At 59.0% G+C, this 24,612-nt stretch carries 26 protein-coding genes; 18 read left to right on the top strand and 8 right to left on the bottom strand.

Annotated elements, in window-relative coordinates; all coding sequences use genetic code 11:
• Positions 1 to 21 precede the first annotated feature (21 nt).
• Both HTT03_RS16655 and HTT03_RS16650 read left to right on the top strand, forming a co-directional pair.
• Positions 22 to 2,280 carry a phosphate acyltransferase gene (locus HTT03_RS16655; RefSeq protein WP_174860908.1) on the top strand — a complete coding sequence of 753 codons (2,259 nt, stop codon included), beginning with the start codon at positions 22 to 24 and terminating at the stop codon, positions 2,278 to 2,280.
• The gene (locus tag HTT03_RS16650; RefSeq protein ID WP_174860907.1) at positions 2,280 to 3,155 is read left to right on the top strand and encodes a ribokinase; all 876 of its coding nucleotides are present in this window, start codon (positions 2,280 to 2,282) and stop codon (positions 3,153 to 3,155) included. Before HTT03_RS16655 ends, HTT03_RS16650 begins: the two co-directional genes overlap by 1 nt.
• Positions 3,156 to 3,158: 3 nt before the next feature.
• Here HTT03_RS16650 and msrA read toward each other — a convergent pair whose 3' ends face one another.
• Entirely contained in the window at positions 3,159 to 3,824 is a 666-nt protein-coding gene (gene msrA / locus HTT03_RS16645) for a peptide-methionine (S)-S-oxide reductase MsrA (protein ID WP_174860906.1), read from the bottom strand.
• A 226-nt stretch (positions 3,825 to 4,050) separates the two neighbouring features.
• On the opposite strand from msrA, the gene HTT03_RS16640 reads away from it, so the two are divergent.
• Positions 4,051 to 4,464 (top strand): DUF7282 domain-containing protein, encoded by a 414-nt coding sequence (locus tag HTT03_RS16640; protein WP_174860905.1) that lies wholly within the window; start codon positions 4,051 to 4,053, stop codon positions 4,462 to 4,464.
• Positions 4,465 to 4,604: 140 nt separating this feature from the next.
• Here HTT03_RS16640 and HTT03_RS16635 read toward each other — a convergent pair whose 3' ends face one another.
• Entirely contained in the window at positions 4,605 to 5,831 is a 1,227-nt protein-coding gene (locus tag HTT03_RS16635; RefSeq protein ID WP_174860904.1) for an argininosuccinate synthase, read from the bottom strand.
• Positions 5,832 to 5,955: 124 nt separating this feature from the next.
• On the opposite strand from HTT03_RS16635, the gene ilvA reads away from it, so the two are divergent.
• A complete protein-coding gene (gene ilvA / locus HTT03_RS16630; protein ID WP_174860903.1) occupies positions 5,956 to 7,188 on the top strand; it encodes a threonine ammonia-lyase IlvA in 1,233 nt (410 codons plus the stop codon).
• Between the two features lie 5 nt (positions 7,189 to 7,193).
• On the opposite strand, the gene HTT03_RS16625 is transcribed toward ilvA, so the two are convergent.
• On the bottom strand, positions 7,194 to 7,535 hold the full coding sequence (locus HTT03_RS16625; protein WP_174860902.1) for an Hpt domain-containing protein: 342 nt from the start codon (positions 7,533 to 7,535) through the stop codon (positions 7,194 to 7,196).
• Positions 7,536 to 7,657: 122 nt separating this feature from the next.
• Between HTT03_RS16625 and HTT03_RS16620 the strand changes: the two genes are divergently transcribed.
• Positions 7,658 to 8,932: a PP2C family protein-serine/threonine phosphatase gene (locus HTT03_RS16620; RefSeq protein ID WP_174860901.1), complete on the top strand. Its 1,275-nt coding sequence runs from the start codon at positions 7,658 to 7,660 to the stop codon at positions 8,930 to 8,932.
• Here HTT03_RS16620 and HTT03_RS16615 read toward each other — a convergent pair.
• Positions 8,920 to 9,357 carry an NUDIX domain-containing protein gene (locus tag HTT03_RS16615; RefSeq protein ID WP_174860900.1) on the bottom strand — a complete coding sequence of 146 codons (438 nt, stop codon included), beginning with the start codon at positions 9,355 to 9,357 and terminating at the stop codon, positions 8,920 to 8,922. The two genes, HTT03_RS16620 and HTT03_RS16615, sit on opposite strands and share 13 nt — an antisense overlap.
• A gap of 76 nt (positions 9,358 to 9,433) precedes the next feature.
• Here HTT03_RS16615 and hslO point away from each other — a divergent pair, with 76 nt between their 5' ends.
• The 7 genes from hslO (at position 9,434) to HTT03_RS16580 (ending at position 17,855) form a co-directional block, all read left to right on the top strand.
• A complete protein-coding gene (hslO, locus tag HTT03_RS16610) occupies positions 9,434 to 10,408 on the top strand; it encodes an Hsp33 family molecular chaperone HslO (RefSeq protein WP_174860899.1) in 975 nt (324 codons plus the stop codon).
• Position 10,409: 1 nt separating this feature from the next.
• Positions 10,410 to 11,006 carry a CoA pyrophosphatase gene (locus HTT03_RS16605; RefSeq protein WP_174860898.1) on the top strand — a complete coding sequence of 199 codons (597 nt, stop codon included), beginning with the start codon at positions 10,410 to 10,412 and terminating at the stop codon, positions 11,004 to 11,006.
• Positions 11,003 to 12,160 carry a CCA tRNA nucleotidyltransferase gene (locus tag HTT03_RS16600; RefSeq protein ID WP_174860897.1) on the top strand — a complete coding sequence of 386 codons (1,158 nt, stop codon included), beginning with the start codon at positions 11,003 to 11,005 and terminating at the stop codon, positions 12,158 to 12,160. The genes HTT03_RS16605 and HTT03_RS16600 overlap by 4 nt, the downstream gene beginning before the upstream one ends.
• Before the next feature lie 169 nt (positions 12,161 to 12,329).
• Positions 12,330 to 14,168 (top strand): ABC transporter ATP-binding protein, encoded by a 1,839-nt coding sequence (locus tag HTT03_RS16595; RefSeq protein WP_174860896.1) that lies wholly within the window; start codon positions 12,330 to 12,332, stop codon positions 14,166 to 14,168.
• Positions 14,165 to 15,997, top strand: a complete 1,833-nt coding sequence (locus HTT03_RS16590) for an ABC transporter ATP-binding protein (RefSeq protein WP_174860895.1) — start codon at positions 14,165 to 14,167, stop codon at positions 15,995 to 15,997. The genes HTT03_RS16595 and HTT03_RS16590 overlap by 4 nt, the downstream gene beginning before the upstream one ends.
• 37 nt (positions 15,998 to 16,034) lie before the next feature.
• A complete protein-coding gene (locus tag HTT03_RS16585) occupies positions 16,035 to 17,258 on the top strand; it encodes a class I SAM-dependent RNA methyltransferase (RefSeq protein ID WP_174860894.1) in 1,224 nt (407 codons plus the stop codon).
• Between the two features lie 99 nt (positions 17,259 to 17,357).
• Entirely contained in the window at positions 17,358 to 17,855 is a 498-nt protein-coding gene (locus tag HTT03_RS16580; RefSeq protein WP_174860893.1) for a L,D-transpeptidase family protein, read from the top strand.
• A gap of 54 nt (positions 17,856 to 17,909) precedes the next feature.
• Here the strand turns inward: HTT03_RS16580 and dalA are convergent, their stop codons facing one another.
• Positions 17,910 to 18,407, bottom strand: coding sequence for a divisome-associated lipoprotein DalA (gene dalA, locus HTT03_RS16575; protein WP_174860892.1), 498 nt, complete (start codon positions 18,405 to 18,407; stop codon positions 17,910 to 17,912).
• Between the two features lie 163 nt (positions 18,408 to 18,570).
• Here dalA and HTT03_RS16570 point away from each other — a divergent pair, with 163 nt between their 5' ends.
• Together HTT03_RS16570 and HTT03_RS16565 are read left to right on the top strand one after the other, a co-directional pair.
• Complete coding sequence (locus HTT03_RS16570) at positions 18,571 to 19,182, top strand: L,D-transpeptidase (RefSeq protein WP_174860891.1); 612 nt, start codon at positions 18,571 to 18,573, stop codon at positions 19,180 to 19,182.
• A gap of 141 nt (positions 19,183 to 19,323) precedes the next feature.
• On the top strand, positions 19,324 to 19,506 hold the full coding sequence (locus HTT03_RS16565) for a hypothetical protein (protein WP_067261136.1): 183 nt from the start codon (positions 19,324 to 19,326) through the stop codon (positions 19,504 to 19,506).
• 101 nt (positions 19,507 to 19,607) lie between these two features.
• Here the strand turns inward: HTT03_RS16565 and hemH are convergent, their stop codons facing one another.
• Together hemH and HTT03_RS16555 are read right to left on the bottom strand one after the other, a co-directional pair.
• A complete protein-coding gene (hemH, locus tag HTT03_RS16560; RefSeq protein WP_174860890.1) occupies positions 19,608 to 20,669 on the bottom strand; it encodes a ferrochelatase in 1,062 nt (353 codons plus the stop codon).
• 54 nt (positions 20,670 to 20,723) lie between these two features.
• A complete protein-coding gene (locus tag HTT03_RS16555) occupies positions 20,724 to 21,542 on the bottom strand; it encodes a methyltransferase domain-containing protein (RefSeq protein ID WP_174860889.1) in 819 nt (272 codons plus the stop codon).
• A gap of 14 nt (positions 21,543 to 21,556) precedes the next feature.
• On the opposite strand from HTT03_RS16555, the gene HTT03_RS16550 reads away from it, so the two are divergent.
• The 4 genes from HTT03_RS16550 to HTT03_RS16535 are packed head-to-tail and all read left to right on the top strand — an operon-like array spanning position 21,557 to position 23,865.
• Positions 21,557 to 22,288: a ComF family protein gene (locus HTT03_RS16550; RefSeq protein WP_174860888.1), complete on the top strand. Its 732-nt coding sequence runs from the start codon at positions 21,557 to 21,559 to the stop codon at positions 22,286 to 22,288.
• A gap of 37 nt (positions 22,289 to 22,325) precedes the next feature.
• On the top strand, positions 22,326 to 22,586 hold the full coding sequence (gene grxC / locus HTT03_RS16545) for a glutaredoxin 3 (RefSeq protein ID WP_067941907.1): 261 nt from the start codon (positions 22,326 to 22,328) through the stop codon (positions 22,584 to 22,586).
• Positions 22,583 to 23,413: a carbon-nitrogen hydrolase family protein gene (locus tag HTT03_RS16540; protein WP_174860887.1), complete on the top strand. Its 831-nt coding sequence runs from the start codon at positions 22,583 to 22,585 to the stop codon at positions 23,411 to 23,413. Before grxC ends, HTT03_RS16540 begins: the two co-directional genes overlap by 4 nt.
• A gap of 11 nt (positions 23,414 to 23,424) precedes the next feature.
• Positions 23,425 to 23,865, top strand: a complete 441-nt coding sequence (locus tag HTT03_RS16535; RefSeq protein WP_174860886.1) for a MarR family winged helix-turn-helix transcriptional regulator — start codon at positions 23,425 to 23,427, stop codon at positions 23,863 to 23,865.
• Here the strand turns inward: HTT03_RS16535 and ubiG are convergent.
• The gene (ubiG, locus tag HTT03_RS16530; RefSeq protein WP_174860885.1) at positions 23,840 to 24,598 is read right to left on the bottom strand and encodes a bifunctional 2-polyprenyl-6-hydroxyphenol methylase/3-demethylubiquinol 3-O-methyltransferase UbiG; all 759 of its coding nucleotides are present in this window, start codon (positions 24,596 to 24,598) and stop codon (positions 23,840 to 23,842) included. The two genes, HTT03_RS16535 and ubiG, sit on opposite strands and share 26 nt — an antisense overlap.
• Positions 24,599 to 24,612 lie beyond the last annotated feature (14 nt).

The raw sequence follows: 24,612 nt of genomic DNA, 5'->3' as shown, positions 1-24,612 counted from the left end.
AAGCAGGAAAAGGGCCATGTCGTGACGAGAAAGAACCGTATCACCTCTGAAGAGGCGCTTGCCTTTCACCTTGAACCGACGCCCGGAAAGTTTGAGATCTCGGCTACAGTGCCGATGACCACCCAGCGGGACCTGAGCCTTGCCTATTCGCCGGGTGTCGCCGTGCCCTGTGAGGCGATCGCCGAAAGCCCAGAAACAGTCTATGACTATACCAACAAGGGCAATCTGGTCGCCGTGGTGTCCAACGGGACAGCAGTCTTGGGGCTGGGAAACCTCGGCGCGCTGGCGTCCAAGCCGGTGATGGAAGGCAAGGCGGTGCTGTTCAAGCGCTTTGCGGATGTAAACTCCATCGACATTGAACTCGACACAGAAGACACCGAAGCTTTTATCAACGCTTGCAAGCTGATGGGGCCGACCTTTGGGGGCATCAACCTCGAAGACATCAAGGCGCCGGAATGTTTTATCATTGAACAGCGTCTGAAAGAGGAAATGGACATCCCCGTTTTCCATGACGACCAACACGGCACGGCGGTCATTTGTGCGGCAGGTCTGATCAACGCGCTGCATCTGTCGGGCAAAAAGATCGAAGATGTGCGGATCGTATTGAATGGTGCCGGGGCGGCGGGGATCGCGTGCTTAGAGTTGCTCAAAGCGATGGGCGCGAAACACGACAACTGCATCATGTGCGACACGAAAGGTGTGATCTATCAAGGTCGCACTGAGGGCATGAACCAGTGGAAATCGGCCCATGCAGCTAATACCGAGCTGCGCACGCTCGAAGAAGCAATGAAGGGCGCTGATGTCTTCCTTGGCGTATCTGCGAAGGGGGCTGTGACGCCTGATATGGTCGCCTCTATGGCCGATGATCCGGTGATCTTTGCCATGGCGAACCCGGACCCGGAGATCACGCCAGAAGAGGCGCATGAGGTCCGCATGGATGCTATCGTCGCCACAGGCCGTTCGGATTATCCCAATCAGGTGAATAACGTGCTGGGCTTCCCCTATCTCTTCCGTGGGGCGCTGGATATTCATGCCCGCGCCATTAACGACGAGATGAAGATCGCCTGCGCCCATGCTTTGGCGCAATTAGCGCGGGAAGATGTGCCAGATGAGGTGGCGCTGGCCTATGGCAAGACGCTGACCTTTGGGCGCGATTACATCATTCCAACGCCTTTTGACCCCCGTCTTATTCACCGTATTCCCCCAGCCGTAGCCAAAGCGGGGATGGATACGGGCGCTGCCCGTCGTCCGATCATCGATATGGACGCCTATGAAGTCGGTCTGAAATCGCGCATGGACCCGACCGCGAGCATCCTACGCGGCATCAATGCGCGGGCACGTGCCAACCAAGCACGGATGATTTTTGCCGAAGGCGACGATCCAAAGGTATTGCGTGCCGCAGTAATGTATCAGCGTGCCGGGTTGGGCAAAGCGCTGGTCGTTGGGCGCGAAGATGACGTCCGCGCCAAGCTGGAAGCCAGTGGCATGGAGGACGCCGTGCGCGAGTTGGAGGTGGTGAACGCCGCCAATACGCAGCATTTGCAGACCTACAAAGATTTCCTCTACGGCCGCTTGCAGCGCAAGGGGTTTGACCGCAAAGACATTCACCGCCTTGCGTCACGTGATCGTCACGTTTTTGCGGCGCTGATGTTGGCGCATGGTCACGGTGACGGTCTGGTCACTGGCGCCACCCGCAAATCGGCGCATGTGCTGGAACGGCTCAACCATGTCTTTGAGGCCAACGCCAAAGCGGGCGCCGCCGGGATCACGGCGTTGCTGCATAAGGGGCGGATCGTCTTTATCGCTGATACGCTGGTGCATGAATGGCCCGACGAACACGATCTGGCCAATATCGCCGAAAGCGGTGCGCGGGTCGCGCGGCACTTGGGGTTGGAGCCACGGGTGGCTTTTGTCAGCTTCTCGACCTTTGGCTATCCTGTGTCGGAGCGGGCCGAGAAGATGCACCTCGCGCCCGAGGTGCTGGATCGTCGTGGGGTAAATTTTGAGTACGAAGGCGAGATGACTGTCGATGTGGCGCTCAATGCTGCCAGCCAAGCGAACTATCCGTTCTCGCGCCTCACCGGCCCTGCGAATATTCTTGTGGTGCCTGCGCGGCACTCAGCCAGCATTTCGGTGAAACTGATGCAAGAAATGGCTGGAGCCACGGTGCTCGGACCGATCCTGACGGGTTTGGATAAGTCGATCCAAATCTGCTCTTCGGCGTCGACAGCCAATGACATCCTGAACATGGCCATTCTTGCGGCCTGTAAGGTGGGCTGATGATCTGGAATCTCGGCTCTATCAACGCGGATAACTTCTATCTGCTGCCGCATCTGCCGGGACCGGGGGAGACCATTTCCGCGCGAAAGTTTCGGCAGGGTCTAGGTGGTAAAGGGGCCAATATGTCGGTCGCCGCAGCACGTGCCGGGACGCGGGTTATGCATATCGGCGCCCTTGGTGCTGATGGTGGATGGGCGTTGGAACGGCTGTTGGAATATGGGGTCGAAACCGCGCATATCACTTTGATGGAGGGGGCGACCGGCCACGCGAATATCGCTGTCGATTTTGAGGGGGAGAATAACATCGTTATCTTTCCCGGCACCAACCACGAGTTCACCGAAGAGATGATCGGAGCGGCGCTGAGCGAGGCTTCATCGGGTGATTGGCTGTTGATGCAGAATGAGACCAATGGTCAGAACTTTGCGGCGCGCACTGGCAAGACCCTAGGCCTGCGGCTGGCTTATGCCGCTGCGCCTTTCGATCCAGAGGCCATTTTAGCGATTATCGACCATATCGATTTGCTCGTCCTGAACGAGGTTGAAGCGGCACAATTGCGCAAAGCGACCGGCGCTGAACTGCGGCAACTGCCAGTGGATGATATCGTTGTGACGCTGGGCGCAGGTGGATGCGAATGGGTCTCTAACAAGGTGCATCGGATCGAAACCTACCCGGCCTACCCGGTTGAGGCCGTCGATACCACCGGCGCGGGCGATACCTTTACCGGCTACCTTGTCGCAGGGTTGGATCGGGGAATGACGATGCCACAGGCCATTGATCTTGCCATGCGGGCCGGAGCACTGATGGTAACGCGCCACGGCACAGCCGATGTGATCCCCGACCTCAAGGACGTCAGGGACCATGATTTTGACGTCTAACCGTTAGTTAACAAAAGGCGCGTCACTACCCCAAAGCTGTTTCACCCGCGCATCGCGCCCACAGCCTTCGCGGTAGCGTTTGTAGGCCACCGATTTCTTGACCCCCAAGCCAACGCTGCTGAAAGCCAGCCGATCGCTGCTCTTGTAGTAATCTTGGTGGTAGCTCTCTGCCGGGTAGAACGGCGCATCGCCCAGGATTGGTGTCACGACTTCTGTGCCCAAAGCGGCCTGAGCCTCGGCTTTCGCTTCCTCTGCTGCGGCTTTCTGCGCGGCAGTGCCTGCAAAGATTGCGGTGCGGTAGCTTTCGCCGCGATCACAGAATTGACCCCCGGCGTCTGTCGGGTCGATGGAGCGGAAAAAGAGGTCGAGCAGCGTATCTCGGCTGACCACGGAAGGATCGAATGTGATCTGCACGGCCTCATAATGGCCAGTGTTGCCGCCTGTGACTTGTTTGTAGGTCGGGTTCTTGGTTCGCCCCCCGGCAAAGCCGGACACGGCCTCTTTCACCCCCCGTACCGACTCGAAGTCGGCCTCTACGCACCAGAAACAGCCGCCTGCGACGGTTAGCACCTCAGTCTCTGCCGCTTCAGCGCTTCTGCTTTGCACGACAAAGCCGAGGGCGATGGCAAGAGTAAGGATGGTGGGCTTTACGATTCTTTTTCGGAACATGACGGTCCTCCTTTGCGCTAACGCTGCCGCGCGGTCGAGGGTAGCGCAAGATCAGGGTGGGGAAAGTCACGCTGTAGTGAAGCCAAATTGAAGAGGGCGGATGGCACCGGGATGAGCCCGCATCGTTTAAAGCGCATTTTTATGCCGTAGGAATTAATTAGAGAGGTGCGAAACTTTGAACGGAGACCACACGTGACTGTGTCAGGTTCAACAGGAGGAAAACCAAATGAGAATTCTGACAAGCGCAACACTCGCATTCGCTCTGACAACCGGCGCCGCCTTTGCCGCGGCTCATGCCACGCCGATGGTGGAAGCTTCTGATCAAGACGTATCAAGCGGTGTCGTAACGGCGGATAAGGTTATGGCAGGCGAAAATGGCTGGCTGGTCGTGCACCGGACCGATGCTGATATGAAGCCCGGCCCCGTCGTTGCCTATGCGCCGCTGCGGGCCGGGGAGAGCACGGATGTGGCGGCGATATTGCAAGAGGAAGTCGCCTCAGGTGATATGCTGATGCTTATGGTGCATTCCGAAGAGGGCGGCATGAAAACCGGTGTATTCGAATATACGTTGGGTGCTAAGGAAGATGGCCCAATTAAGCCAGAAGGGGAGTTGGTGATGAAGGTCGTCACCGCTAAATGATCTGGCTGTAAATTTGGAGAAGGCCCGGGCGGGAACGCTCGGGCCTTTTGCGTTGCGGCCGGGGCAGGCCGCCGGGGGCGCTGCCCCCGGACCCCCGCGGGTATTTAAGAAAGGATGAAGGAGGGTTTTCGGCCCGTGCTTCAGCCTTTGCTGCGTTTGTCGCGGGCGGCGAGCAGTTTGAGGCGCAGGGCGTTCAGCTGGATGAAGCCTGCGGCGTCTTTTTGGTCGTAGGCGCCGGCGTCGTCTTCAAAGGTCACATGAGCCTCGGAGTAGAGGCTGTGATCGGACCAGCGGCCGACGGTGCGAGCGTGGCCTTTGTAGAGTTTCAGGCGCACGGTGCCGGTGACATGGGTTTGGCTTGCGTCGATGGCAGCTTGCAGCATCTTGCGTTCGGGGCTGTACCAGAAGCCGTTGTAGATGAGCTCGGCGTATTTCGGCATCAGCTCGTCTTTCAGGTGCATGGCACCGCGGTCGAGGGTGATGGATTCGATGCCGCGATGCGCTTCAAGCAGCAGGGTGCCGCCGGGGGTCTCGTAAATCCCCCGGGATTTCATGCCGACGAAACGGCCTTCAACCAGATCGAGGCGGCCGCAGCCGTGTTTACCGCCAAGCTCATTGAGTTTGGTCAGGATCGTGGCGGGGGACATGGCTTCGCCGTTGATGCTGACTGCGTCGCCACGTTCGAAACCGATTTCGACGTATTCGGGTGTGTCGGGGGCGTCTTCGGGGTTAACCGTGCGCTGGTAGACGTAGTCGGGCGCGTCGACGGCTGGGTCTTCGAGGACTTTGCCCTCAGACGAGGTGTGCAACAGGTTGGCATCGACGGAGAAGGGGGCTTCGCCGCGTTTGTCCTTGGCGATTGGGATTTGGTTCTGTTCGGCGAAGGCCAGCAGTTTGGTGCGGCTCGACAGATCCCATTCGCGCCAAGGGGCGATGACTTTGATATCGGGGTTCAGCGCATAGGCCGCCAGTTCAAAGCGGACCTGATCGTTGCCTTTACCGGTGGCACCGTGGGCTACCGCGTCGGCGCCGGTTTCTTCGGCGATTTCCACAAGACGTTTGGAGATCAGCGGGCGGGCGATGGAGGTGCCCAAGAGGTAGAGCCCTTCGTAGACTGCATTGGCGCGGAACATTGGGAAGACGAAGTCGCGGACGAATTCTTCGCGGACATCTTCGATGTAGATATTTTCCGGGGCGATGCCCATCATCTCGGCCTTTTTGCGGGCCGGTTCGAGCTCTTCACCTTGGCCGAGGTCGGCGGTGAAGGTCACCACTTCGCAGCCGTATTCAGTTTGCAGCCATTTCAGGATGATCGAGGTATCGAGGCCGCCGGAATAGGCAAGCACGACTTTCTTGGGCGCGGACATGACGGGGTTCCTTTCAAGTTCGCCCTGCGAGGTAGCGGTTTTCGCGGGCGCGGGCAAGATTGAAGCCTGCGTTGACCTGGTCCGGTTGCGCGCCTATCGACGGGAAGCAGCAAGGAGAGCACAGATGGCGGATGATTTTGCACATAAAGCACAAGCGGCGGCAGAGGCTTTGCGCGTCTTGTTTCCAGCCACGCCGCTGCTGCGCAACGAACACCTGTCCGAACGGTTTGGCGCGGATATCTGGTTGAAGCGCGAAGATTTAAGCCCGGTACGCTCATACAAACTGCGTGGGGCGTTCAATGCGATGCGCAAGTTGATCCCCGAGAAGCAGGTGTTCGTCTGCGCTTCGGCGGGGAACCATGCGCAGGGGGTGGCTTTTGCCTGTAGCCATTTCGGCGTGCGCGGCGTGGTCTTTATGCCGGTGACTACGCCACAGCAGAAGGTACAGAAGACCCGCATATTTGGCGGCGATAATGTCGAGATTCGCCTTGTTGGCGACTATTTCGATGCGACGTTGAAAGCTGCGCAGGCGTTTTGTGCCGCTGAAGGGGCGCATTTTCTGTCGCCCTTTGACGATGATGATGTGATTGAGGGGCAAGCATCCGTTGCGGTGGAGATCGAAGCGCAATTGGGCCGCGTGCCGGATCACGTGATTTTGCCAGTGGGCGGCGGCGGGCTGTCGTCCGGGGTAGTGAGCTACTTTGGTGACGCCTGCCGCTACACCTTTGTTGAACCTGCGGGGGCGCCGAGCTTTGCGCGCGCGTTGGAAGCGGGAGAGCCAGTGGATGTCTCGCCTGTTGATAGTTTTGTCGATGGGGCTGCGGTTGCTAAGATCGGGGCGCGGACCTTTGCGCGGTTAAGCGGGGTAGATCCCACTGATGTTGTGCATCTGGCGGAGGACCGGATTTGCGTGACAATCAACGAGATGCTGAATGTCGAAGGGATCGTGTTGGAGCCTGCGGGCGCGCTGTCGATCGATGCATTGAGCGAGGTGGCGGATGAGATCGCGGGCAAGACTGTGGTTTGCGTGGCTTCCGGCGGAAACTTCGATTTCGAGCGATTGCCTGAGGTTAAGGAGCGGGCGCAGCGCTATTCCGGTGTTAAAAAGTATTTCATCCTGCGGATGCCGCAGCGTCCTGGCGCCCTGAAGGAGTTTTTGATGATGCTGGGGCCGGAGGATGATATCTGTCGGTTCGAGTATCTGAAGAAATCCGCGCGCAACTTTGGGTCGGTTCTGATCGGGATCGAGACGAGCCAGCCGGAGAACTTCGCCCCCTTCCTGCAGCAATTGGCCAGATCAGGCTTTACCTATACCGACATCACGAATGACGAGATTTTAGCGCAATTCGTGCTTTAATTCGGTCAAACCGCTGGTGCGGTCAGCTTTTGCGGAAGGTCATTCAGGAAAATCTGCCGCGACTTTGCATAGCAATCGCGCAAGCGAGGCAAGACATCTGTTAGGTTCTCTCCGCCAGAGGCCTTTTTTTCGCCGGTCTCACATAGATCAGAGAAGGCGGCAAAGCCGAGGCTGAGCGCGCTTCCTTTCAAAAAGTGTAAATCAGCCTCAACTTGCGCCGGGGGCAGGTTATCGTCGAGCCGCATAATCACTTCTTGCACTTCGTCGAGGAACAGATCGACCACCTCGTTAAAGTCTTCGGCGCCGACCTCATCGCGCAGTTCGAGCACGCGTGTCCAATCAATCATTTTGCCACCTCCGTTGCGCGGCATTCTGGCGGGGGGACGTTAAAAAACGGTTCGCACAATGGGCTTCATGAGCTGTTAAGTAGGCATGCGCTAAGGCAGGGCGACTGTCGGGATATATGCGCATGAAACTGGACCTACCTTGCAAGACATCGGCGCAAGCTGCGCCTGTAGAACCTGTGTTGGTTTTGGTCGTTGATGATAGCCGAGTGCAGCGGCGTATCCTGTGCAAATCACTCACACGCTGGGGCTATGAGGTGATGGAGGCAAGCACAGGCGAAGCCGCCTTAGCGCTGTGCCGCGAACGGATGCCGCAGATCGTGTTGAGCGATTGGATGATGCCCGGCCTGTCCGGCTTGGAGTTTTGCCGCGCGTTTCGCGCGTTATCTCAGGATCAATACGGCTATTTTATCCTGCTGACTGCGAAAAGCGATAAGGCGGAAGTGGCGCGGGGGCTTGATGCCGGGGCCGATGATTTTCTTACCAAGCCGGTCAATAACTCCGAACTGCGCGCACGTATGACCGCAGGCCAGCGTATTTTGAACATGCAACGGGAACTGACACAGAAGAACCATCTGATTTCAGAAACGTTGGGGGAATTGCAGCGCACACAGGCGGTGATCGAAAAGGATTTGATTGAAGCCAAGAAGCTTCAGCAGTCATTGATCCGAGAGCGATACCGCGCCCTTGATGGGGGCAATCTGTCCATGATGCTCCGCTCTGCGGGGCATGTCGGGGGTGATCTGGTAGGCTATTTTCCGGTTTGCCCTGGTCAGTTGGGTCTGTTTGGTTTGGATGTCTCGGGCCATGGCATCAGTTCGGCGCTGATGACCGCGCGGCTGGCGGGGTATCTATCGGCCACGGCACCGGATCAGAATGTGGCGCTAAGCTTGCAGCCCGACGGAAGCTATGCCGCCCGGCCGCCCCGTGAGGTGATCGAGGAGCTGAACGATCTGGTGCTCGATGAAATGGATACTGAGCATTATTTTACGCTGATATTGGCGATTGTTGATCTCAGCAGCGGTGCCGTAACCATAGCGCAGGCTGGTCATCCGCATCCCGCTTTGCTGCGCAATGACGGGAGGATCGAGCAGAACGGGACAGGCGGGTTTCCCGTTGGCCTGCTGTCGGGCGTTAAGTTCGATCAGTTTGAAGTGCAGATGTCCCAAGGGGATCGCTTGCTCTTGCTGTCGGACGGGGTCACTGAATGTCCTGACCGAGCGGGCAATATGTTGGGTGAGGCCGGGTTGGCAGAGATGCTGACCGATCTGCGTCGTTTCAGTGGCCCGGCATTGCTGAGCGCCTTGGTTTGGAACCTGTCCGAATTTGCGGGCAGTCGCGAATTTCCGGATGATGTCTCTGGCATATTGTTTGAGTATTTGGGCCCTCAGCCAAGATAGCGTTGCAGAAACATACGGTCACCGTCATTGGCCAGTGTTGCTATGGCTTCGGACGCAGAGAGTACTAGCGTGGCGTGATGCGGCTCGCTTGGTTCTGCGATCTGGCGTATGGGATGGGCCACGTAGATGTGGCAGATTTTCTGCGCCCAAAGGTCGTAATCCTGCATATAGGTAAACCGTCGGAACGCCCCCAGCCTGCGAGGGCGGGCAATGCGCCAACCAATCTCTTCCATAACTTCGCGGTGCAGCGCTTGAAGAGGGGACTCCCCCGGATCAATGCCGCCGCCGGGCAGTTGCACTTCGGTCTGTGCCGCCTGTTCCAATGTCATTAAAAACCGGTTCTGTAGCGGCAAGATGGCATAGACTCCGGGCCGGGGCGTATAGGTCTTATCGGGTCTTGGTGGTCGGTCTGTACGTCGGATCATTCGCTGCCCCTTTTTCCATGGGTTGCTGCCCCTATATAGACGCGGTATGCCAAGCGGCCCCCGATAAGGAAACCCGATGACCCAAGGAACTACAATCGCGTGGGACGATACCGTTCTGCCCTTCCAGTTAGACAATGTCGACATGCGCGGCCGCGTGGCGCGGCTTGATGGCGTGTTGGAAGGTATTTTGAAACAGCATGATTACCCGCCGCAGGTCGAAGCCTTGGTGGCCGAGATGGCTTTGCTGACCGCTTTGATTGGGCAGACCATTAAACTGCGCTGGAAACTGTCGCTTCAGGTCCAGTCCAAGGGTGCGGTGCGGATGATCGCCACTGATTACTATGGCCCTGAGAAAGAGGGCGAACCTGCCCGTATTCGCGCCTATGCCAGCTATGATGCGGATCGTCTGACCGATGCCGCGCCGTTTGAGCAGGTAGGCGAAGGCTATTTCGCAATTATGATTGACCAAGGTAAAGGCATGACCCCCTATCAAGGCATCACGCCTTTGGCCGCTGGGTCGCTTTCGGCCTGCGCTGAGTCCTATTTCGCGCAGTCCGAGCAACTGCCAACACGTTTCTCGCTGAGCTTCGGCAAATCCTCAGGCCCCGATGAGCCTGAGCATTGGCGCGCAGGCGGGATCATGTTGCAGCATATGCCCAAAGCATCCCCCTTGGCTGCATCTGGTGAAGGTTCGGGCGATGTGCTTAAGGCCGATGACTTGGTCGAAGGCGATGATGCTGAGAACTGGAACCGTATTAATATCCTGCTTGGCACGGTCGAAGACCTCGAACTGATCGGCCCCAGCGTGCCACCGACGGACCTGTTGCTGCGATTGTTTCACGAGGAACAACCGCGAGTCTATGATCCCCAGCCGGTTCGTTTCGGCTGCACCTGTTCCGAGGACCGTGTGCGGCAGAGCCTGTCGATCTACTCCGCCCGTGACATCGAGAAGATGACCACGGACGAAGGTCGGGTCACCGCAGACTGCCAGTTCTGCGGGGCGCATTACGACCTTGATCCTGAGTCAGTGGGTTTCGAGGCCAAGGTCTGAGGTGAGCGATAAATTCCAGTCCTACCGCGCAGCGCTTGCGCAGACGGGGGTGGAATCCTCTGATTTTGACCTGAACCCGGATGTCACACTGCCCAAAGGCCGCGCTTTGCGGCCTGCGGGTGTGTTGGCCCCGGTGATCGATACCGGTGATCGGCTGGAATTGATCCTGACCAAACGTTCTTCGGCGTTAAAGCACCATCCCGGACAGATTGCCTTTCCGGGCGGCAAGCAAGACGGCGGTGATGCAGATGTCATCGCCGCTGCTCTGCGCGAAGCGCGGGAAGAGATTGGCTTGCCGAGCGAGATCGTCGATGTATTGGGCGTTCTGCCCGCGCATGAGACTGTAACAGGCTTCAGCGTGACGCCGGTGATCGGTCATGTGACCCGCGCGTTCGAAGTGGTTCCAGAGCCCGGTGAGGTCGAAGAGGTGTTTCGCGTGCCGCTCGACCATGTGCTGGTCCCTAGCAACTACATTGTGCATTCCCGTCGCTGGCGCGGTCAGCGACGGTATTATTACACTGTTCCCTATGGCCCCTATTACATTTGGGGCGCAACCGCGCGTATGTTGCACGCATGGGCGACCCGAATGAACAGATGATTCCCCCCCAAACCCGCTGGCTGCAAGACGAGGATGCACAGCAGGTGTGTCGCGTGGTACAGGGCGGCGGTCATCAGATTTACTTTGTCGGCGGCTGCGTGCGTGATGCGCTTTTGGGTCTGCCAGACAGCGATGTAGACCTATCGACGGATGCGCCGCCAGAGGTGGTAATGTCTCTCGCCAAAGCCGCCGGTGTGAAAGCGGTGCCAACGGGCATTGACCACGGCACGGTGACCTTAGTTTCGGGCGGGAAGCCCTTTGAGATCACGACATTCCGCCGCGACGTGGACACTGATGGGCGTCGCGCTGTCGTCGCCTTCTCCACTGACATGCGCGAGGATGCGCGGCGTCGTGATTTCACGATGAACGCGCTTTATGCGACTCCCGAAGGCCGGGTTGTTGATCCTTTGGGCGGTTTGCCAGACCTACGCGCACGGCGGCTGCGCTTTATCGAGGATGCAGACCGCCGCATTCGCGAAGATTACCTGCGCACGCTGCGCTATTTCCGATTTATGGCTTGGTATGGTGATCCAGAAGATGGGCCAGACCCTGACGCAGTAGACGCCATCGCCTCTAATCTTGACGGGTTAGAGACACTTTCCGCAGAGCGGGTCGGGCAGGAATTTAGAAAGTTACTGCGGGCAGATGATCCTGCGTCGGCTCTCGCGCTGATGCGCCAAACCGGGGTTTTCCCGGTGCTACTACCGGGCAGTGACGACCGTTGGATGTCGCTGCTGGTGCATTTTGAGCAGACCTTGGGGCTCGCGCCGAACTGGCTCACCCGTCTGGCCGCGCTGGGCGGGGAAGGGGTGAGTGAACGGCTGCGTCTGAGCAAGGCAGAGGCAAAAACGCTTGCCCTGTTGCAGGAACAGGGATTTTCCGGGGTTGGTCTTCCGGAGTTGGCCTACCGCCATGGGGCGGACCTCGCGCGCGCTGCAGCGCTGTTGCGGGGGTGTCTTGCAGAACAAATGCCCGAATGTGCTGTGTTAGAGACGATTGAAAGAGCGTCTACCGCGCGTTTTCCTGTGAAGGGCAAAGACCTCATGCCCCGGTTCAATGGCCCTGAGCTTGGCCAAGAACTTGCCCGGCTGGAGCATCTGTGGATCGCATCAGACTTCACCCTAACCGCCGCCGAATTGCTGGACGGGCGCTGACAGGTCGACAAAATAGGTAAATTCGGCTACTGAGGCACATCAACCGAGGAGGTGTGCAAAATGTACCGTGGGATCTGGTTCAGCTAAGCTGACATAGCCCCAGCCCGTTTTTCGGCCCCATCATTAGGTGGCGCCGACATTTTTGCACGTCTTATCCTAAGGCCTTCTTATGTTCCGCTTCTTTGAAAACCTCGTTGATCCATACCTCCCTTACGTCGAGGGTGATCACCCGCCACAGGGGCTTTGGCCGTTCATGCGCAACTATGCGAAGCCCTTCAAAAAGGTCTTCGTGCTCGCCGGAATCATGGCGATCCTCGTTGCAGCGATCGAGGTTGGGCTGATCTATTACATGGGTCGCATCGTTGATCTTCTGTCCAATGATCCAATGCAGATGTGGGAGGCTCATGGCACCGAGTTAATGTTGGTCGCCCTGGCCGTTCTGTTCCTGCGGCCCATGGTGCAGGCGTTTGACGTCATGTTGCTCAACAACACGATCCTGCCAAACTTTGGCACGCTGATCCGTTGGCGTGCGCATCGGCATGTGCTGCGACAATCGGTTGGTTGGTTTGAGAATGATTTTGCCGGACGCATTGCCAATCGCATCATGCAGACACCCCCGGCAGCGGGGGAGGTGGTGTTTCAAACCTTCGACGCGCTGTCCTATTCGCTGGCCTATGTAATCGGTGCGGCGGTCTTGCTGTCCACCTCCGATATCCGCTTGTTAGTGCCGCTTTTGGCATGGCTTCTGCTCTATTCCGCATTGGTGGTCTGGACGATCAAACGGGTCGGGCCGGCGTCCAAAGCCGCCTCGGATGCGCGTTCTCAGGTGACCGGCCGGGTGGTGGATGCCTATACGAATATCCATTCGGTCAAGATGTTCGCCCATCATGATCTGGAGGTCGATTTCGCCGGGGAGGCTATCGAAGAGGCCCGCCGCACTTTTCAGGGAGAGATGCGGATATTCACCATAATGGATGTGGTGCTCACCGCGCTGAACGGTCTGCTGATCGTCGGGGTTGTGGGCTGGGCGCTGGCCCTATGGATGGGCGGTGAGGCGAGCGTGGGCGTCGTGGCCGCCGCCGCAGCCCTTGCGCTCCGGCTAAACGCGATGACCGGGTGGATCATGTGGGCCGTATCGAGCTTCTTTCGCGAATTGGGTGTCGTGGCCGAAGGCATGGAAACGATTGCCCAACCGATCACCCTGACCGACAGTCCCGACGCGTCGCCGCTAAGGTTAACCGAGGGACGGATCGAGATGCGCGGTCTTAGCCACCATTACGGGCGCGACAGTGGCGGTATCCAAGGGCTGAATATCACTGTGCAGCCGGGCGAGAAAATTGGCCTCGTCGGCCGATCTGGCGCGGGGAAATCGACTATCATCAAGCTGCTGCTGCGGTTCTACGACGCCGAGGCGGGCGAGATCCGGATCGACGGGCAGAACATCAGCGACGTAAGGCAAGACAGCCTGCGACGGTATATCGGTGTGGTTCAGCAGGATTCCTCTCTGATGCACCGATCTGTGCGTGAGAACATTCTCTATGGCAGGCCAGACGCCACAGAGGCCGAGATGATCGCCGCAGCAAAGCAGGCACAGGCACATGACTTCATTCTTGACCTCACCGACCCCGAAGGGCGGACCGGCTATGACGCGCGGGTGGGCGAACGGGGGGTGAAGCTCTCTGGCGGACAACGTCAGCGGATCACGCTGGCGCGGGTGATCCTGAAAGACGCACCGATCCTGTTGCTGGACGAGGCAACCAGCGCATTAGATAGCGAAGTGGAAGCGATCATTCAGGAAACGCTCTATGGCATGATGGCGGGCAAAACCGTGATCGCCATCGCACACCGGCTTTCGACCATTGCAAAGATGGACCGAATTCTTGTGCTGGATCAGGGCCGTATCGTTGAAGAAGGCACACATGACGCGCTTTTGCGCAAATCGGGCCTATATGCAGCCTTCTGGCACCGTCAGTCGGGCGGATTTCTGACAATGGATGACACGTCTTGAACATTGCAAACTGGATCAACCCCTTCCACCCCGCCGACGGCCCGCCGCCGCAGACGTTAGGTGCCTTCATGCGGTGGTGCCTGTCGGGCGCGTGGCCCGTTCTTTGGCTCGCCACATTCCTATCTGCCGCCGCTGGCGCGATGGAGGCTGGGACTGCGTGGATTTTGGGCAAGGTCATTGATGCCACAGTAAGCGCGGGGCCGGAGCGGTTTTTCGAAGGCAGCAGTCTTGCCTTAGTGTTGGCTGCGGTGGCGTTTTTCTTGATCGCGCGTCCCGTTCTTTTTGCGCTGTCATCGGCGTCAAACGCGATCATGGTGCAGCCCAATCTAAACCCGTTGGTGCTGTCACGGCTGCACCGCTGGACACTGGGGCAAAACGTCAACTTCTTTGACGATGATTTCGCCGGACGCATTGCGCAAAAGCAGATGCAAGCGGCGCGGGCGGTGACCGAAGTGGCGGCTGAGGTCATTAACGTCGTGGCCTTTGCGCTGGCGTCTCTTGTGGGCTCTGTGGCGCTGCTTCTGGCGATCGACTGGCGTGTGGCGCTTGGGTTTACGGTTTGGCTGGCGATGTATTTGGCGCTGATCAACTGGTTCCTGCCCCGCGTGCGCAAACGGGCCGCTGGCCGGGCTGGAGCGCGGGCGATGGTGTCGGGGCAGGTGGTCGATACGATCACCAATATCAAGACCGTGAAGCTGTTTGCCCATGCCGATCACGAAGATCGCGCCGCGCTAAGCGCCATGCAGAGTTTCCGCAGCCGCGCGCTTGAATTCGGCTATCTCGCTGCTGGGTTCCGTTTGGCTCTGATGAGCCTTGCCGGGCTGTTGCCGGTGCTGCTCATGGGCGGCACGATCTTCTTGTGGCAACGCGGCATGGCGAGCGAGGGGGATATTGTTGCCTCAGGCGCCATCGCGATCCGCATTGCGCAGATGACCGGCTGGGTGTCCTTCACGCTGATGGCGATCTATTCCAATATTGGCGAGGTCGAAGACGGTATGCGGACGCTGACACCGCCTGTCCGGCTCGACGATGGACCAGCGGCACCGGAGTTGATGGTAGATGCGGGACAGATTGAGCTGCGCAACCTCGGCTTTGCTTATGGCCGTCAAACCGGGGGGATCGACCAAATATCGCTGACGATCAAACCGGGCGAGAAACTGGGAATCGTCGGCGCGTCGGGGGCCGGGAAATCGACGCTCGTGGCCCTGCTATTGCGGCTCTATGAACCCGAAGAGGGTCAGATCGTGATTGATGGCATGGACATATCAAAGGTCACTCAGGAAAGCCTGCGGCGCAATATCGGCATGGTCACGCAAGAAACGGCGATGTTTAACCGCTCAGCGCGGGACAATATTCTCTACGGTCGCCCCGATGGCACAGAGGCAGAGGTTATCGCGGCAGCTAAACGGGCCGAGGCGCATGAATTTATCCAAGACCTTGAGGATCACAAAGGCCGGCGTGGCTATGACGCGCATTTGGGCGAGCGCGGGGTGAAACTGTCGGGCGGGCAACGCCAGCGCATCGCTTTGGCCCGTGCCATTCTGAAAGACGCGCCCATTCTGGTGCTGGACGAGGCGACTAGCGCGTTGGACAGCGAGGTGGAAGCGGCAATCCAGCAGACCCTAAACCGGGTGAAGGAGGGCAAGACGGTGCTGGCCATTGCGCACCGTTTGTCGACCCTGACCGAGATGGACCGCATTCTGGTCTTGGACGCTGGCCGTATTGCAGAGATTGGAAGGCATGCGGAATTGCTGGAGCAAAACGGGCTCTACGCGCGCTACTGGCACCGTCAATCGGGCGGGTTTCAGGATGTAAAGGCGGCGGAATAGGCTTTCGCTGTGACCCGCTCCGCGCTATGGGCAGGCTATGACAGAACATAAAATCCTGCGACTGGGCCACCACGGCGACGGCATTGCCGAAGGCCCACTGTTTGCGCCGATGACCCTTCCCGGTGAAACTGTGAGCGGCGAGATCGACGGCCAACAGCTACGCGACATCCGTATCATCACCCCGTCCGAGCAGCGCGTCGCGCCGCCCTGTCGGCATTTCAAATCCTGTGGCGGTTGTCAGTTGCAACACGCGGCGGATGATTTCGTGGCCGAGTGGAAGGTTGATGTGGTGCGCAAGGCGCTCGCGGCCCATGGGATCGACGCCCCGTTCCGCCCTATCCAGACCTCACCTGCGCAGTCTCGGCGGCGGGCGACCTTTGCCGCGCGGCGGACGAAAAAGGGTGCCATGGCCGGGTTTCATGGCCGTGCCTCGGATGTGCTGATCGAAGTGCCGGGGTGTCAGTTGGTCGATCCGGCTTTGCTGCCCGGTTTGAAAGTGGCTGAGGAATTGGCGCTGATCGGTACCAGCCGCAAGGCTGAACTCGCCGTGACAGTGACGCTTTCCGAGGAAGGGCTGGATGTATCGGTGGCCAATGGCAAACCGCTCGACGGGCCGCTTCGCCAGCAGTTGGCGCAGACCTGTGAGCGACTGGCTCTGGCACGGCTGACGTGGGACGGCGAGGTGATCGCCATGCGTGCGCCGCCTGCGCAGACCTTTGGCAACGCCCGTGTGACCCCACCGCCGGGCGCATTTCTTCAGGCCACGCGCCACGGCGAGGCTGCTTTGCTTGCGGCAGTGACTGAGGCTTTGGGTGGAGCGGAGAATATCGTCGATCTTTTCGCGGGCTGCGGCACCTTTGCGCTGCCACTGGCGCAAAAGGCGCGGGTTCATGCGGTTGAAGGCGACGCGGAAATGATGGCCGCGCTTGAAGCAGGTTGGCGCCAGGCCAAAGGTGCGCGCCCTGTGACTACCGAAACACGCGATCTGTTCCGCCGCCCTCTGTTGCCGGACGAGTTGGCCAAGATCGATGCCCTTGTGTTGGACCCGCCTCGCGCCGGGGCAGAAGCGCAGGTGGCTGAGATCATCCGCGCCCAAGTGCCGCGTCTGGCCTATGTGTCCTGCAACCCGGTAAGCTTCGCCCGCGACGTGCAGAACCTTGTGGCAGCGGGCTATCGGCTCGATTGGGTGCAGGTTGTCGATCAATTCCGCTGGTCATCCCATGTGGAATTGGCCGCCTGTCTGACCGTCGCCGAAAGCTGAGACAGAAAGCCGCTTGGCATCTCTTTTTGGATGAAATTAACCCCAACCTATGCTACCGCCTGTCAAAAGGGCCGCAAAGGCTGGGCAGAGGGCACAGAGATGAAACGCAGGAATATGATACTTGGGGGCACCGCTTTGGTGGCGCTCGGGGCATGTAGCAGCAGCAAGTTCAAGCGCTATACCGGGCCGGAAGTGACCTATGTGGTGGTGAATAAAGGCCAGCGCCGGATGATGCTTTTGCATCACAATGAGGTGCTTGAGAGCTATCGCATTAAGCTGGGCTTTGCCCCTGTTGGCCACAAGAGGGTCGAAGGGGATGGGCGCACGCCCGAAGGGCTGTACCGCGTTGATCGGCGCAACCCGAACAGCCGATTCCATCTGTCTGTTGGGATCGATTACCCCAATGCGCAGGACGTTGAATATGCGCGGTCGCTTGGGAAAAGTCCGGGTGGCGACATCTTCATTCACGGGCAAAAACACCCGCGAAAGAAAGAGAAAGGCGATTGGACTTGGGGTTGTATCGCCTGCGACAATGACGAGATTGAGGACATCTATGCGATGGTCCGTGACGGCACGCCGGTGCTGATCACCCCATAAGGCCGCGCCTTGCGCCGGCCCCGCGAAGGGCCGGTGCGAGATTACCCTGCTGGTTTAATTACCCACAACCAACGTCCACCAGATTTTGCCGCCGTTTTCTTGATACCACGAAAAGCCCATTTGACGGCCATCGGGTGCCATCAGAATGCGGCGTGTGTCTGGTTTTTCCATCCAAGCAGCCAGCGTTTCAAGTTCTGTCTCATAGGTTTCGGAGATAACCTCGCCCACCAAGCCGCCGGTGTAGCCAACACGCTGGATGCGGTCGATTGGCGAAGAACCGTCAGAGCCAAAGTGCCAAGGGCGGTTCTGCACCGACATATCCCGCGCATGAGTTGCAGCGGCTGCGTTGAGCTTCGAGTCCAGCTCTAGCGGCGTCACACCGGCAGCGCTGCGCAATGCGTTGACCGAATCCAACATCCGAAACTGAATCTTGCCCGCATCCGAGCGGCTGAGGCGATAGATATTGCCCGATTTCCCACCGGGGGCCGACACAGGCGTACAGGCGGACAGCGCCACCGTGAGCGCCAATAGGATGGACAGGATACGGATCATGAGAGCGCTCCACGCTGTTAAAATTTTTTCTTGCCTTACATCGGCGGGCGTTGCAGTTCAAACGCACATCGGCATGACTCTGCCAGCGGAGGCCGGTTTGATTTGAAACTGCGACATTCGCGCCATATAGAGACAGTTAGCATAATCATAGTCTGGAGATCCCATGTCCGCTCACCGATTTTCGTTAAAGAGCCGCCGTGGCTTTCTTGCTGGCAGTGCAGCCATGCTGGCGACCCCAGCTTTGGCGCAGGACACGACATCGCTGAACTCTGCCGCGACGACCCAAGCTGATGGTGATCTGGCTGGCAGCGCCAAGCGCAATGTCTCAAGCTTTCGGATGCTGGATTGGCGTCCCTATTTCAGCAATACGCGCAATGGCGCGATCCTCGTAGATATCGACAGCCGCGCCGTGCATTACTGGTCCGACGATCAAAGCATCTACAAGCTTTACCCCTCTTCCGTGCCTCTGACCGAAGACCTGACCCGTCGTGGCCGGACCCGTGTGATCAAAAAGGTCGAAGGCCCAAGCTGGCGTCCAACGCCCTCGATGCTTAAGCGCAATCCTGATTGGCCGCCCTATGTTGGCCCCGGCCCGGACAACCCGCTTGGCACCCATGCGCTCTACCTTAGCTGGACCTATTACCGGATCCACGGCACCCACGATACAAGGAAAATTGGCCGCAAGTCTTCCAATGGTTGCATCGGGCTCTACAATGAACATATCGCGGAACTTTTTGCCTTGTCGAAGGTGGGCACCCAAGTGTTGCTAATATGACGACATGCCCCTGATTCCTTTAGGCAATAGCTAATTGTGGGTTTGCAAACTTTCGCCGACCCTGTTTAGAACAGTTTCACGAGGTAAGTCTTGGGTGCGTGTATGTATATGATACTGCACGCCTATTCTGGAGGTTATGTTATGAAGAAACTCGTTCTCGCCGCTGCTCTGTCCGCTGCTGCATCGACTGCTTTCGCTGGTTCGCTGGCTGAGCCGATTGTTGAAGCACCGGTCATCGTGGAAGAAACAACAGGTTCGTCCTCGGGCATCCTGGTTCCCCTGATCCTGCTGGCCCTGGTTGCCGCAGCTGTTGCTTCCGACTAATCGGAACTGACGATCAAACGGAAAAGGCGGTGCTTGCACCGCCTTTTTTGCGTCTGGGGGTAGGGTAATAAGGCCGACCCTCGGAACGGCCCTAGACTGGCTCAGTCGAGCCAACCTGCCAGATTTTCGGTAATGATGGCCGACAGCGCCTCGATATGCGCGTCATCGTCATTCAGGCAGGGGATATAGGTGAACTCCTCACCGCCTGCCTCTTCAAAGCTTTCCTTGATCTCTTCGTTGATCTCTTCAAGCGTTTCGATGCAATCCGCCGAGAAAGCGGGTGCGCATACGGCGATGCTCTTATTGCCCGCTTTGGCCTGCCGAGCGACCTCTTCCACCGTATAGGGCTGCAACCATACCTCAGATCCGAACTGCGATTGGAAGGTCGTCATGATCTCGCTGCCTTGCCAACCAAGCCGCTCCTTGAGCAGGCGTGTCGTTTTCTGGCACTGGCAGTGATAGGGGTCGCCCTCCATCAGGTAGCGCTGTGGCAAACCGTGGTAAGAGCAGATCAGCAGATCGGGTTTTTTGTCCTTGGCGCCGTAGGCACGCTCAACGGATTGGGCCAATGCTTCGATATAGTCAGGCCGGTCGAAATAGGCAGGCACTGTGCGGGCCGCGGGTTGCCATTTCTCTTTCGCCAGCGCAGCAAAGAAAGCGTCATTCGCGGTGGCCGTCGTGGCGCCTGCGTATTGGGGGTAGAGCGGGAAAAAGAGGATCTTCTGACAGCCCGCTGCCACCATGGCCTCGACCTTGGATTTGGTCGAAGGGTTGCCGTAGCGCATGGCGTAATCGACCATTACATCCGTCCCATAGCGGGCCTGCATCGCCGCTGTAATCTTGGCGGTTTGCGCTTTGGTAATCGTGGCCAACGGGCTTTCGTTTTCGGCCTCGTTCCAGATGGATTTATAAGCCGCACCGCTGGTGAAGGGGCGTTTGCTCAGGATCACCAGTTGCAGCAGGGGTTGCCATTTCCAGGGGCTGTAATCGATCACCCGACGGTCAGAGAGGAACTCATTCAGGTAACGCCGCATCGACCAATAGTCATAGCCATCCGGCGTGCCGAGGTTGGCCAGCAATACGCCCACCTTGGGCCGTGGCACGGCAGGGTGCTCGGCAGGGGCGTGTTGGGGCTGAACGAGGTCATTCTGATTGGCCTGCATCGGGTGTTCCTTGCACATGGGGTCCGCGCTGAAATAGCGGCTCTGCCTTCTGGGTCAATCGGGCAGGGGCTCTTCGCGACTATTCAACGCATCTGCCAGCCGTTGCTGGGCCGAGCCGGGACGCAGCGGTTTGGGCTGGCTGTCGTCCGGCGCCCAACCGGTGAGGAAGATCAGATCAAAGGTTGCCGTGATCCGGCCCGAGGGGGCGGTGAAATGCGCAGTGTAGAGCTCTGCGGCGCGGTTTAGCACACCGCGGGCGGTAGGGCGGCGCAACCGTCCCCCCAACGCGTTGGTTTCGCCCATGGCACGCAGATCGCGCATCAGCGCCCAAGCGTCTGCATATTCGACCGTTAGCGGCAGGCTATCGGCCACCGGCAGGGCAAGCCCCGCCCGCTGCAACAACCCGCCAAGGTCGCGCAGCTCTGCCATCGGCGCGATCCGGGGAGACATGCCGCCAGTGATCTCGGCTTCGGCTTGGCCCAGACAGGCGCGTAATTCGTGCAGCGTTTGACCGCCAAAGGCCACGGCCTGCAACAACCCATCCGGGCGCAGGGCACGGCGGCATTGGATGAACTGGCCGATAGGGTCATTCGCCCAATGTAGCCCCATGGCATGCACCACCAGATCGTGAGTCTGCGGGGTCAGGTCCAGTGTTTCGCTATCTGGAACCAGCTTCGCGTTGCTATGCAGTGCCGACCAAATCTGCGGAAAGCCCGTTACAATCGCCGGAGCGGTAAACGATTTGTTAACCACTTCCAGCCGATCCTTGACCTCATCAAAGGCGGTCTCTTGCAGGAACATACCCCGTCCCGTCGCGCGGGCGCGATGTTGGGCGAGGGCTGTGGGATCGGTCAGGGAGGGCTGTGTTGTCATAGAGGAACAATAGAATGCTGCCGCCGGGACTTCAAACAGCGGTATCGGTTATTTATCCGGCCCGCTGTCTCGCCTGCGGTGGATTGGTCGACGCTGATTTTGGTCTCTGTGGCCCCTGCTGGCGCGATACGGCCTTTATTGGCGGCACCGTTTGCGATGCCTGTGGCGTGCCATTGCCCGGCCACGGGGATCATGTTGCACCACATTGTGATGCCTGCCTCGCCACGCCGCGCCCTTGGACTCAGGGGCGGGCAGCGTTGCTTTATCGCGATACAGGGCGCAAGCTGGTCTTGGCGCTTAAACATAGCGACCGACAAGAAATCGCACGTCCCGCCGCGCTTTGGTTGGCCCAGGCCGCGCGGGATATTTTGCCGCCAGATGCCCTGATCGCCCCGGTGCCGCTGCATTGGCTTCGGATGCTCAAACGGCGCTACAACCAATCGGCCTTGCTGGCAAAGGGTTTGGCCGCGCAGACAGACTTGCCGTGGTGCGCTGATCTGTTGCAACGGATGCGCCGCACCCCCTCGCTCGACGGCCTCGGACGCGCAGATCGTTTTGCCGCGTTGCAGCACGCGATCCGCGTACATCCGCGCAGGCGGCATCGGCTGATTGGGCGGCCGGTGGTCTTGGTGGATGACGTTTTGACATCCGGAGCAACATTATCGGCCACCGCGCAGGCCTGTTTGGATGCCGGATCAGGCCCCGTTTTCGTGCTGGCACTGGCGCGCGTGGGCAAAGAGACCTAGATCACTGTGCAACGTTAACTGTTGAAAGGGTGATCCTATGCAACCTGTCGAAATCTATACGTCGCCGCTCTGCGGCTTTTGCCATTCTGCCAAACGTCTGCTGACCCAAAAGGGCGCGGCCTTCGATGAAGTCGATGTTCTGTCCGAACCAGAGCGCAAGAAAGAGATGATCCAGCGTGCTGGCGGGGCCCGCACTGTGCCGCAGATTTTCATCGGGGATGTGCATGTGGGCGGCTGTGATGAGCTTTATGCGCTGGACCGTGCCGGCAAGCTTGACGCGCTTTTGCAAGACAGATGAAAATCGCGCTGCTGCAACTCAACGTCTCGGACGATCCTGCCGCCAATCTGGTTGAGACCCGCGCCTTGCTGCGTGAGGCGGTGGCGGGCGGGGCGGAATTTGTCCTTACCCCCGAGGTGACGAATTGCGTCAGCACCAGCCGCAGGCATCAGCAGTCCGTGCTGGCCTATGAGGAAGACGACGCCACCCTTGCCGCCCTGCGCGAAGAGGCGGCAAAGGCGGGCATATGGCTGCAAATTGGCTCGCTTGCGCTTAAGACGCGCGATGGCGATGGGCGTTTTGCCAATCGGTCCTTCCTAATCTCTCCACAGGGGGAGGTCGTGGCGCGTTACGACAAGATCCATATGTTCGACGTGGAAATCAGCGCGACAGAAACCTACCGCGAGTCCGCAGGTTTCCGACCTGGCAATAAGGCCGTGGTGGCGCAAACGACCTTTGGCAAGATCGGCATGTCGGTATGTTATGACATGCGCTTCCCCGCGCTTTATCAGGCATTGGCCGAAGCGGGGGCGCAGATTTTAACAATGCCTGCCGCCTTCTCTCCGGTCACCGGGGCGGCGCATTGGCATAGCCTGTTGCGCGCGCGGGCCATTGAGAATGGGTGCTATGTGCTGGCCCCGGCCCAGACCGGCACCCATGCCAGCGCCGCGCATAAGACGCGCGATACCTATGGGCATTCGCTCGTCGTGGCCCCTTGGGGTGAAGTGGTATTGGATGCTGGCACAGCCCCCGGCGTTTACTTTTGTGACATGGACATGGAAGAATGCGACAAGGCCCGCGCCAAGGTGCCCAGCCTTGCCAACCGCCGCCCCTTTGCCGCGCCCTGACCGGACCCGAAATGACCGACGATAAAAACACACTTGCGATCATGCTGTTCGGCGAATTGCTGGCCGCCGATCAACAGGTGCGCAGTCGCCTTACGCGGGTTCTGCCGCGCGGGATGGAGATTTCGCATTTCTCGGTGCTGAACTCTCTATCGTGGCACGGTGGCGAACGCTCGCCCGCGCAATTGGCCGAGACGTTTAACGTCACGCGGGGGGCCATGACCAATACGCTGAGCAAGTTGGAATGGGCGGGCTATGTGCATATCCGCCCCGATTGGGATGACGCCCGGCGCAAGATGGTTGCGATCAGCCCGGCCGGACGTCAGGCCCGCGATGCGGCGGTCAATGCGATCACGCCGATGATCTCCAACGTCGTGGACGATCTGGGCGAAGAGCAGGTCCGCGCAACGCTGCCGATCCTGCGGGCGCTTAGGCGTCAGTTGAGCCAGGATTGAGGCTGGCGGTGACGTAGTTCACGCTAAGGTCTCGATCCGACAGGCGCCATGACCACGCGATGGGGTTGAAGACAAAGCCCTTGCGGTCCACCGGCTCCAACCCGGCGCGGTTCAGCAGGTCATAAAGCTCATCTGGTGTGATGAACTTGTTCCAGTCATGCGTCCCCTTGGGCAGCCAGCGCATTACATGTTCTGCCCCGACAATCGCCATCATAAAGGATTTTGGATTGCGATTCAGGGTTGAGCAGATGTGCAGCCCTCCCGGTTCTAACAGACGGCGGCAAGCGGTGAGGTAGTCGAGGGGCGAGGCGACGTGCTCAACCACTTCCATGTTAAGCACCACGTCGAATTTCTCGCCTGCTTCAGCCATGTCTTCGGCAGTGGTATGGCGGTAATCGATCTCCAGCCCCGATTGCTGCGCATGTATCTGTGCCACCGGAATGTTGCCCGCTGCTGCATCGGCCCCCACAACATCCGCTCCAAGCCGCGCCATCGGCTCTGACAGCAGCCCGCCCCCGCAGCCAATGTCGAGAATGCGCAGACCCTTGAACGGCGCGTCGGTCTTCAGGCCGCGGTCAAACTCGCCTGCGATCTGGCTGGTGATATAGTCCAACCGACAAGGATTCAGCATGTGCAGCGGCTTGAACTTGCCGTTCAGATCCCACCATTCGGCGGCCATTGCTTCGAATTTGGCGATCTCGGCGGGGTCGATGGTTGATTGATCCGCTTGCATTCTGATCTCCCTGT

The sequence above is a fragment of the Sulfitobacter maritimus genome (assembly GCF_013346665.1).
In the GTDB taxonomy this organism is placed as follows: domain Bacteria; phylum Pseudomonadota; class Alphaproteobacteria; order Rhodobacterales; family Rhodobacteraceae; genus Sulfitobacter; species Sulfitobacter maritimus.
This window is presented reverse-complemented; position numbering and strand designations above follow the sequence as displayed.

What these genes read in the sequence shown, in the direction of transcription:
- HTT03_RS16570 (WP_174860891.1), top strand. Translation starts at nt 18,571, where the DNA reads ATGTCCGCTCACCGATTTTCGTTAAAGAGCCGCCGTGGCTTTCTTGCT.
- HTT03_RS16585 (WP_174860894.1), top strand. Translation starts at nt 16,035, where the DNA reads ATGACAGAACATAAAATCCTGCGACTGGGCCACCACGGCGACGGCATT.
- HTT03_RS16640 (WP_174860905.1), top strand. Translation starts at nt 4,051, where the DNA reads ATGAGAATTCTGACAAGCGCAACACTCGCATTCGCTCTGACAACCGGC.
- hemH (WP_174860890.1), bottom strand. Translation starts at nt 20,669, where the DNA reads ATGCAGGCCAATCAGAATGACCTCGTTCAGCCCCAACACGCCCCTGCC.
- HTT03_RS16595 (WP_174860896.1), top strand. Translation starts at nt 12,330, where the DNA reads ATGTTCCGCTTCTTTGAAAACCTCGTTGATCCATACCTCCCTTACGTC.
- HTT03_RS16550 (WP_174860888.1), top strand. Translation starts at nt 21,557, where the DNA reads ATGCTGCCGCCGGGACTTCAAACAGCGGTATCGGTTATTTATCCGGCC.
- grxC (WP_067941907.1), top strand. Translation starts at nt 22,326, where the DNA reads ATGCAACCTGTCGAAATCTATACGTCGCCGCTCTGCGGCTTTTGCCAT.
- HTT03_RS16620 (WP_174860901.1), top strand. Translation starts at nt 7,658, where the DNA reads ATGAAACTGGACCTACCTTGCAAGACATCGGCGCAAGCTGCGCCTGTA.
- HTT03_RS16600 (WP_174860897.1), top strand. Translation starts at nt 11,003, where the DNA reads ATGATTCCCCCCCAAACCCGCTGGCTGCAAGACGAGGATGCACAGCAG.
- HTT03_RS16535 (WP_174860886.1), top strand. Translation starts at nt 23,425, where the DNA reads ATGACCGACGATAAAAACACACTTGCGATCATGCTGTTCGGCGAATTG.
- dalA (WP_174860892.1), bottom strand. Translation starts at nt 18,407, where the DNA reads ATGATCCGTATCCTGTCCATCCTATTGGCGCTCACGGTGGCGCTGTCC.
- HTT03_RS16650 (WP_174860907.1), top strand. Translation starts at nt 2,280, where the DNA reads ATGATCTGGAATCTCGGCTCTATCAACGCGGATAACTTCTATCTGCTG.
- ubiG (WP_174860885.1), bottom strand. Translation starts at nt 24,598, where the DNA reads ATGCAAGCGGATCAATCAACCATCGACCCCGCCGAGATCGCCAAATTC.
- HTT03_RS16615 (WP_174860900.1), bottom strand. Translation starts at nt 9,357, where the DNA reads ATGATCCGACGTACAGACCGACCACCAAGACCCGATAAGACCTATACG.
- ilvA (WP_174860903.1), top strand. Translation starts at nt 5,956, where the DNA reads ATGGCGGATGATTTTGCACATAAAGCACAAGCGGCGGCAGAGGCTTTG.
- HTT03_RS16635 (WP_174860904.1), bottom strand. Translation starts at nt 5,831, where the DNA reads ATGTCCGCGCCCAAGAAAGTCGTGCTTGCCTATTCCGGCGGCCTCGAT.
- msrA (WP_174860906.1), bottom strand. Translation starts at nt 3,824, where the DNA reads ATGTTCCGAAAAAGAATCGTAAAGCCCACCATCCTTACTCTTGCCATC.
- HTT03_RS16555 (WP_174860889.1), bottom strand. Translation starts at nt 21,542, where the DNA reads ATGACAACACAGCCCTCCCTGACCGATCCCACAGCCCTCGCCCAACAT.
- HTT03_RS16565 (WP_067261136.1), top strand. Translation starts at nt 19,324, where the DNA reads ATGAAGAAACTCGTTCTCGCCGCTGCTCTGTCCGCTGCTGCATCGACT.
- HTT03_RS16540 (WP_174860887.1), top strand. Translation starts at nt 22,583, where the DNA reads ATGAAAATCGCGCTGCTGCAACTCAACGTCTCGGACGATCCTGCCGCC.
- HTT03_RS16625 (WP_174860902.1), bottom strand. Translation starts at nt 7,535, where the DNA reads ATGATTGATTGGACACGCGTGCTCGAACTGCGCGATGAGGTCGGCGCC.
- HTT03_RS16580 (WP_174860893.1), top strand. Translation starts at nt 17,358, where the DNA reads ATGAAACGCAGGAATATGATACTTGGGGGCACCGCTTTGGTGGCGCTC.
- hslO (WP_174860899.1), top strand. Translation starts at nt 9,434, where the DNA reads ATGACCCAAGGAACTACAATCGCGTGGGACGATACCGTTCTGCCCTTC.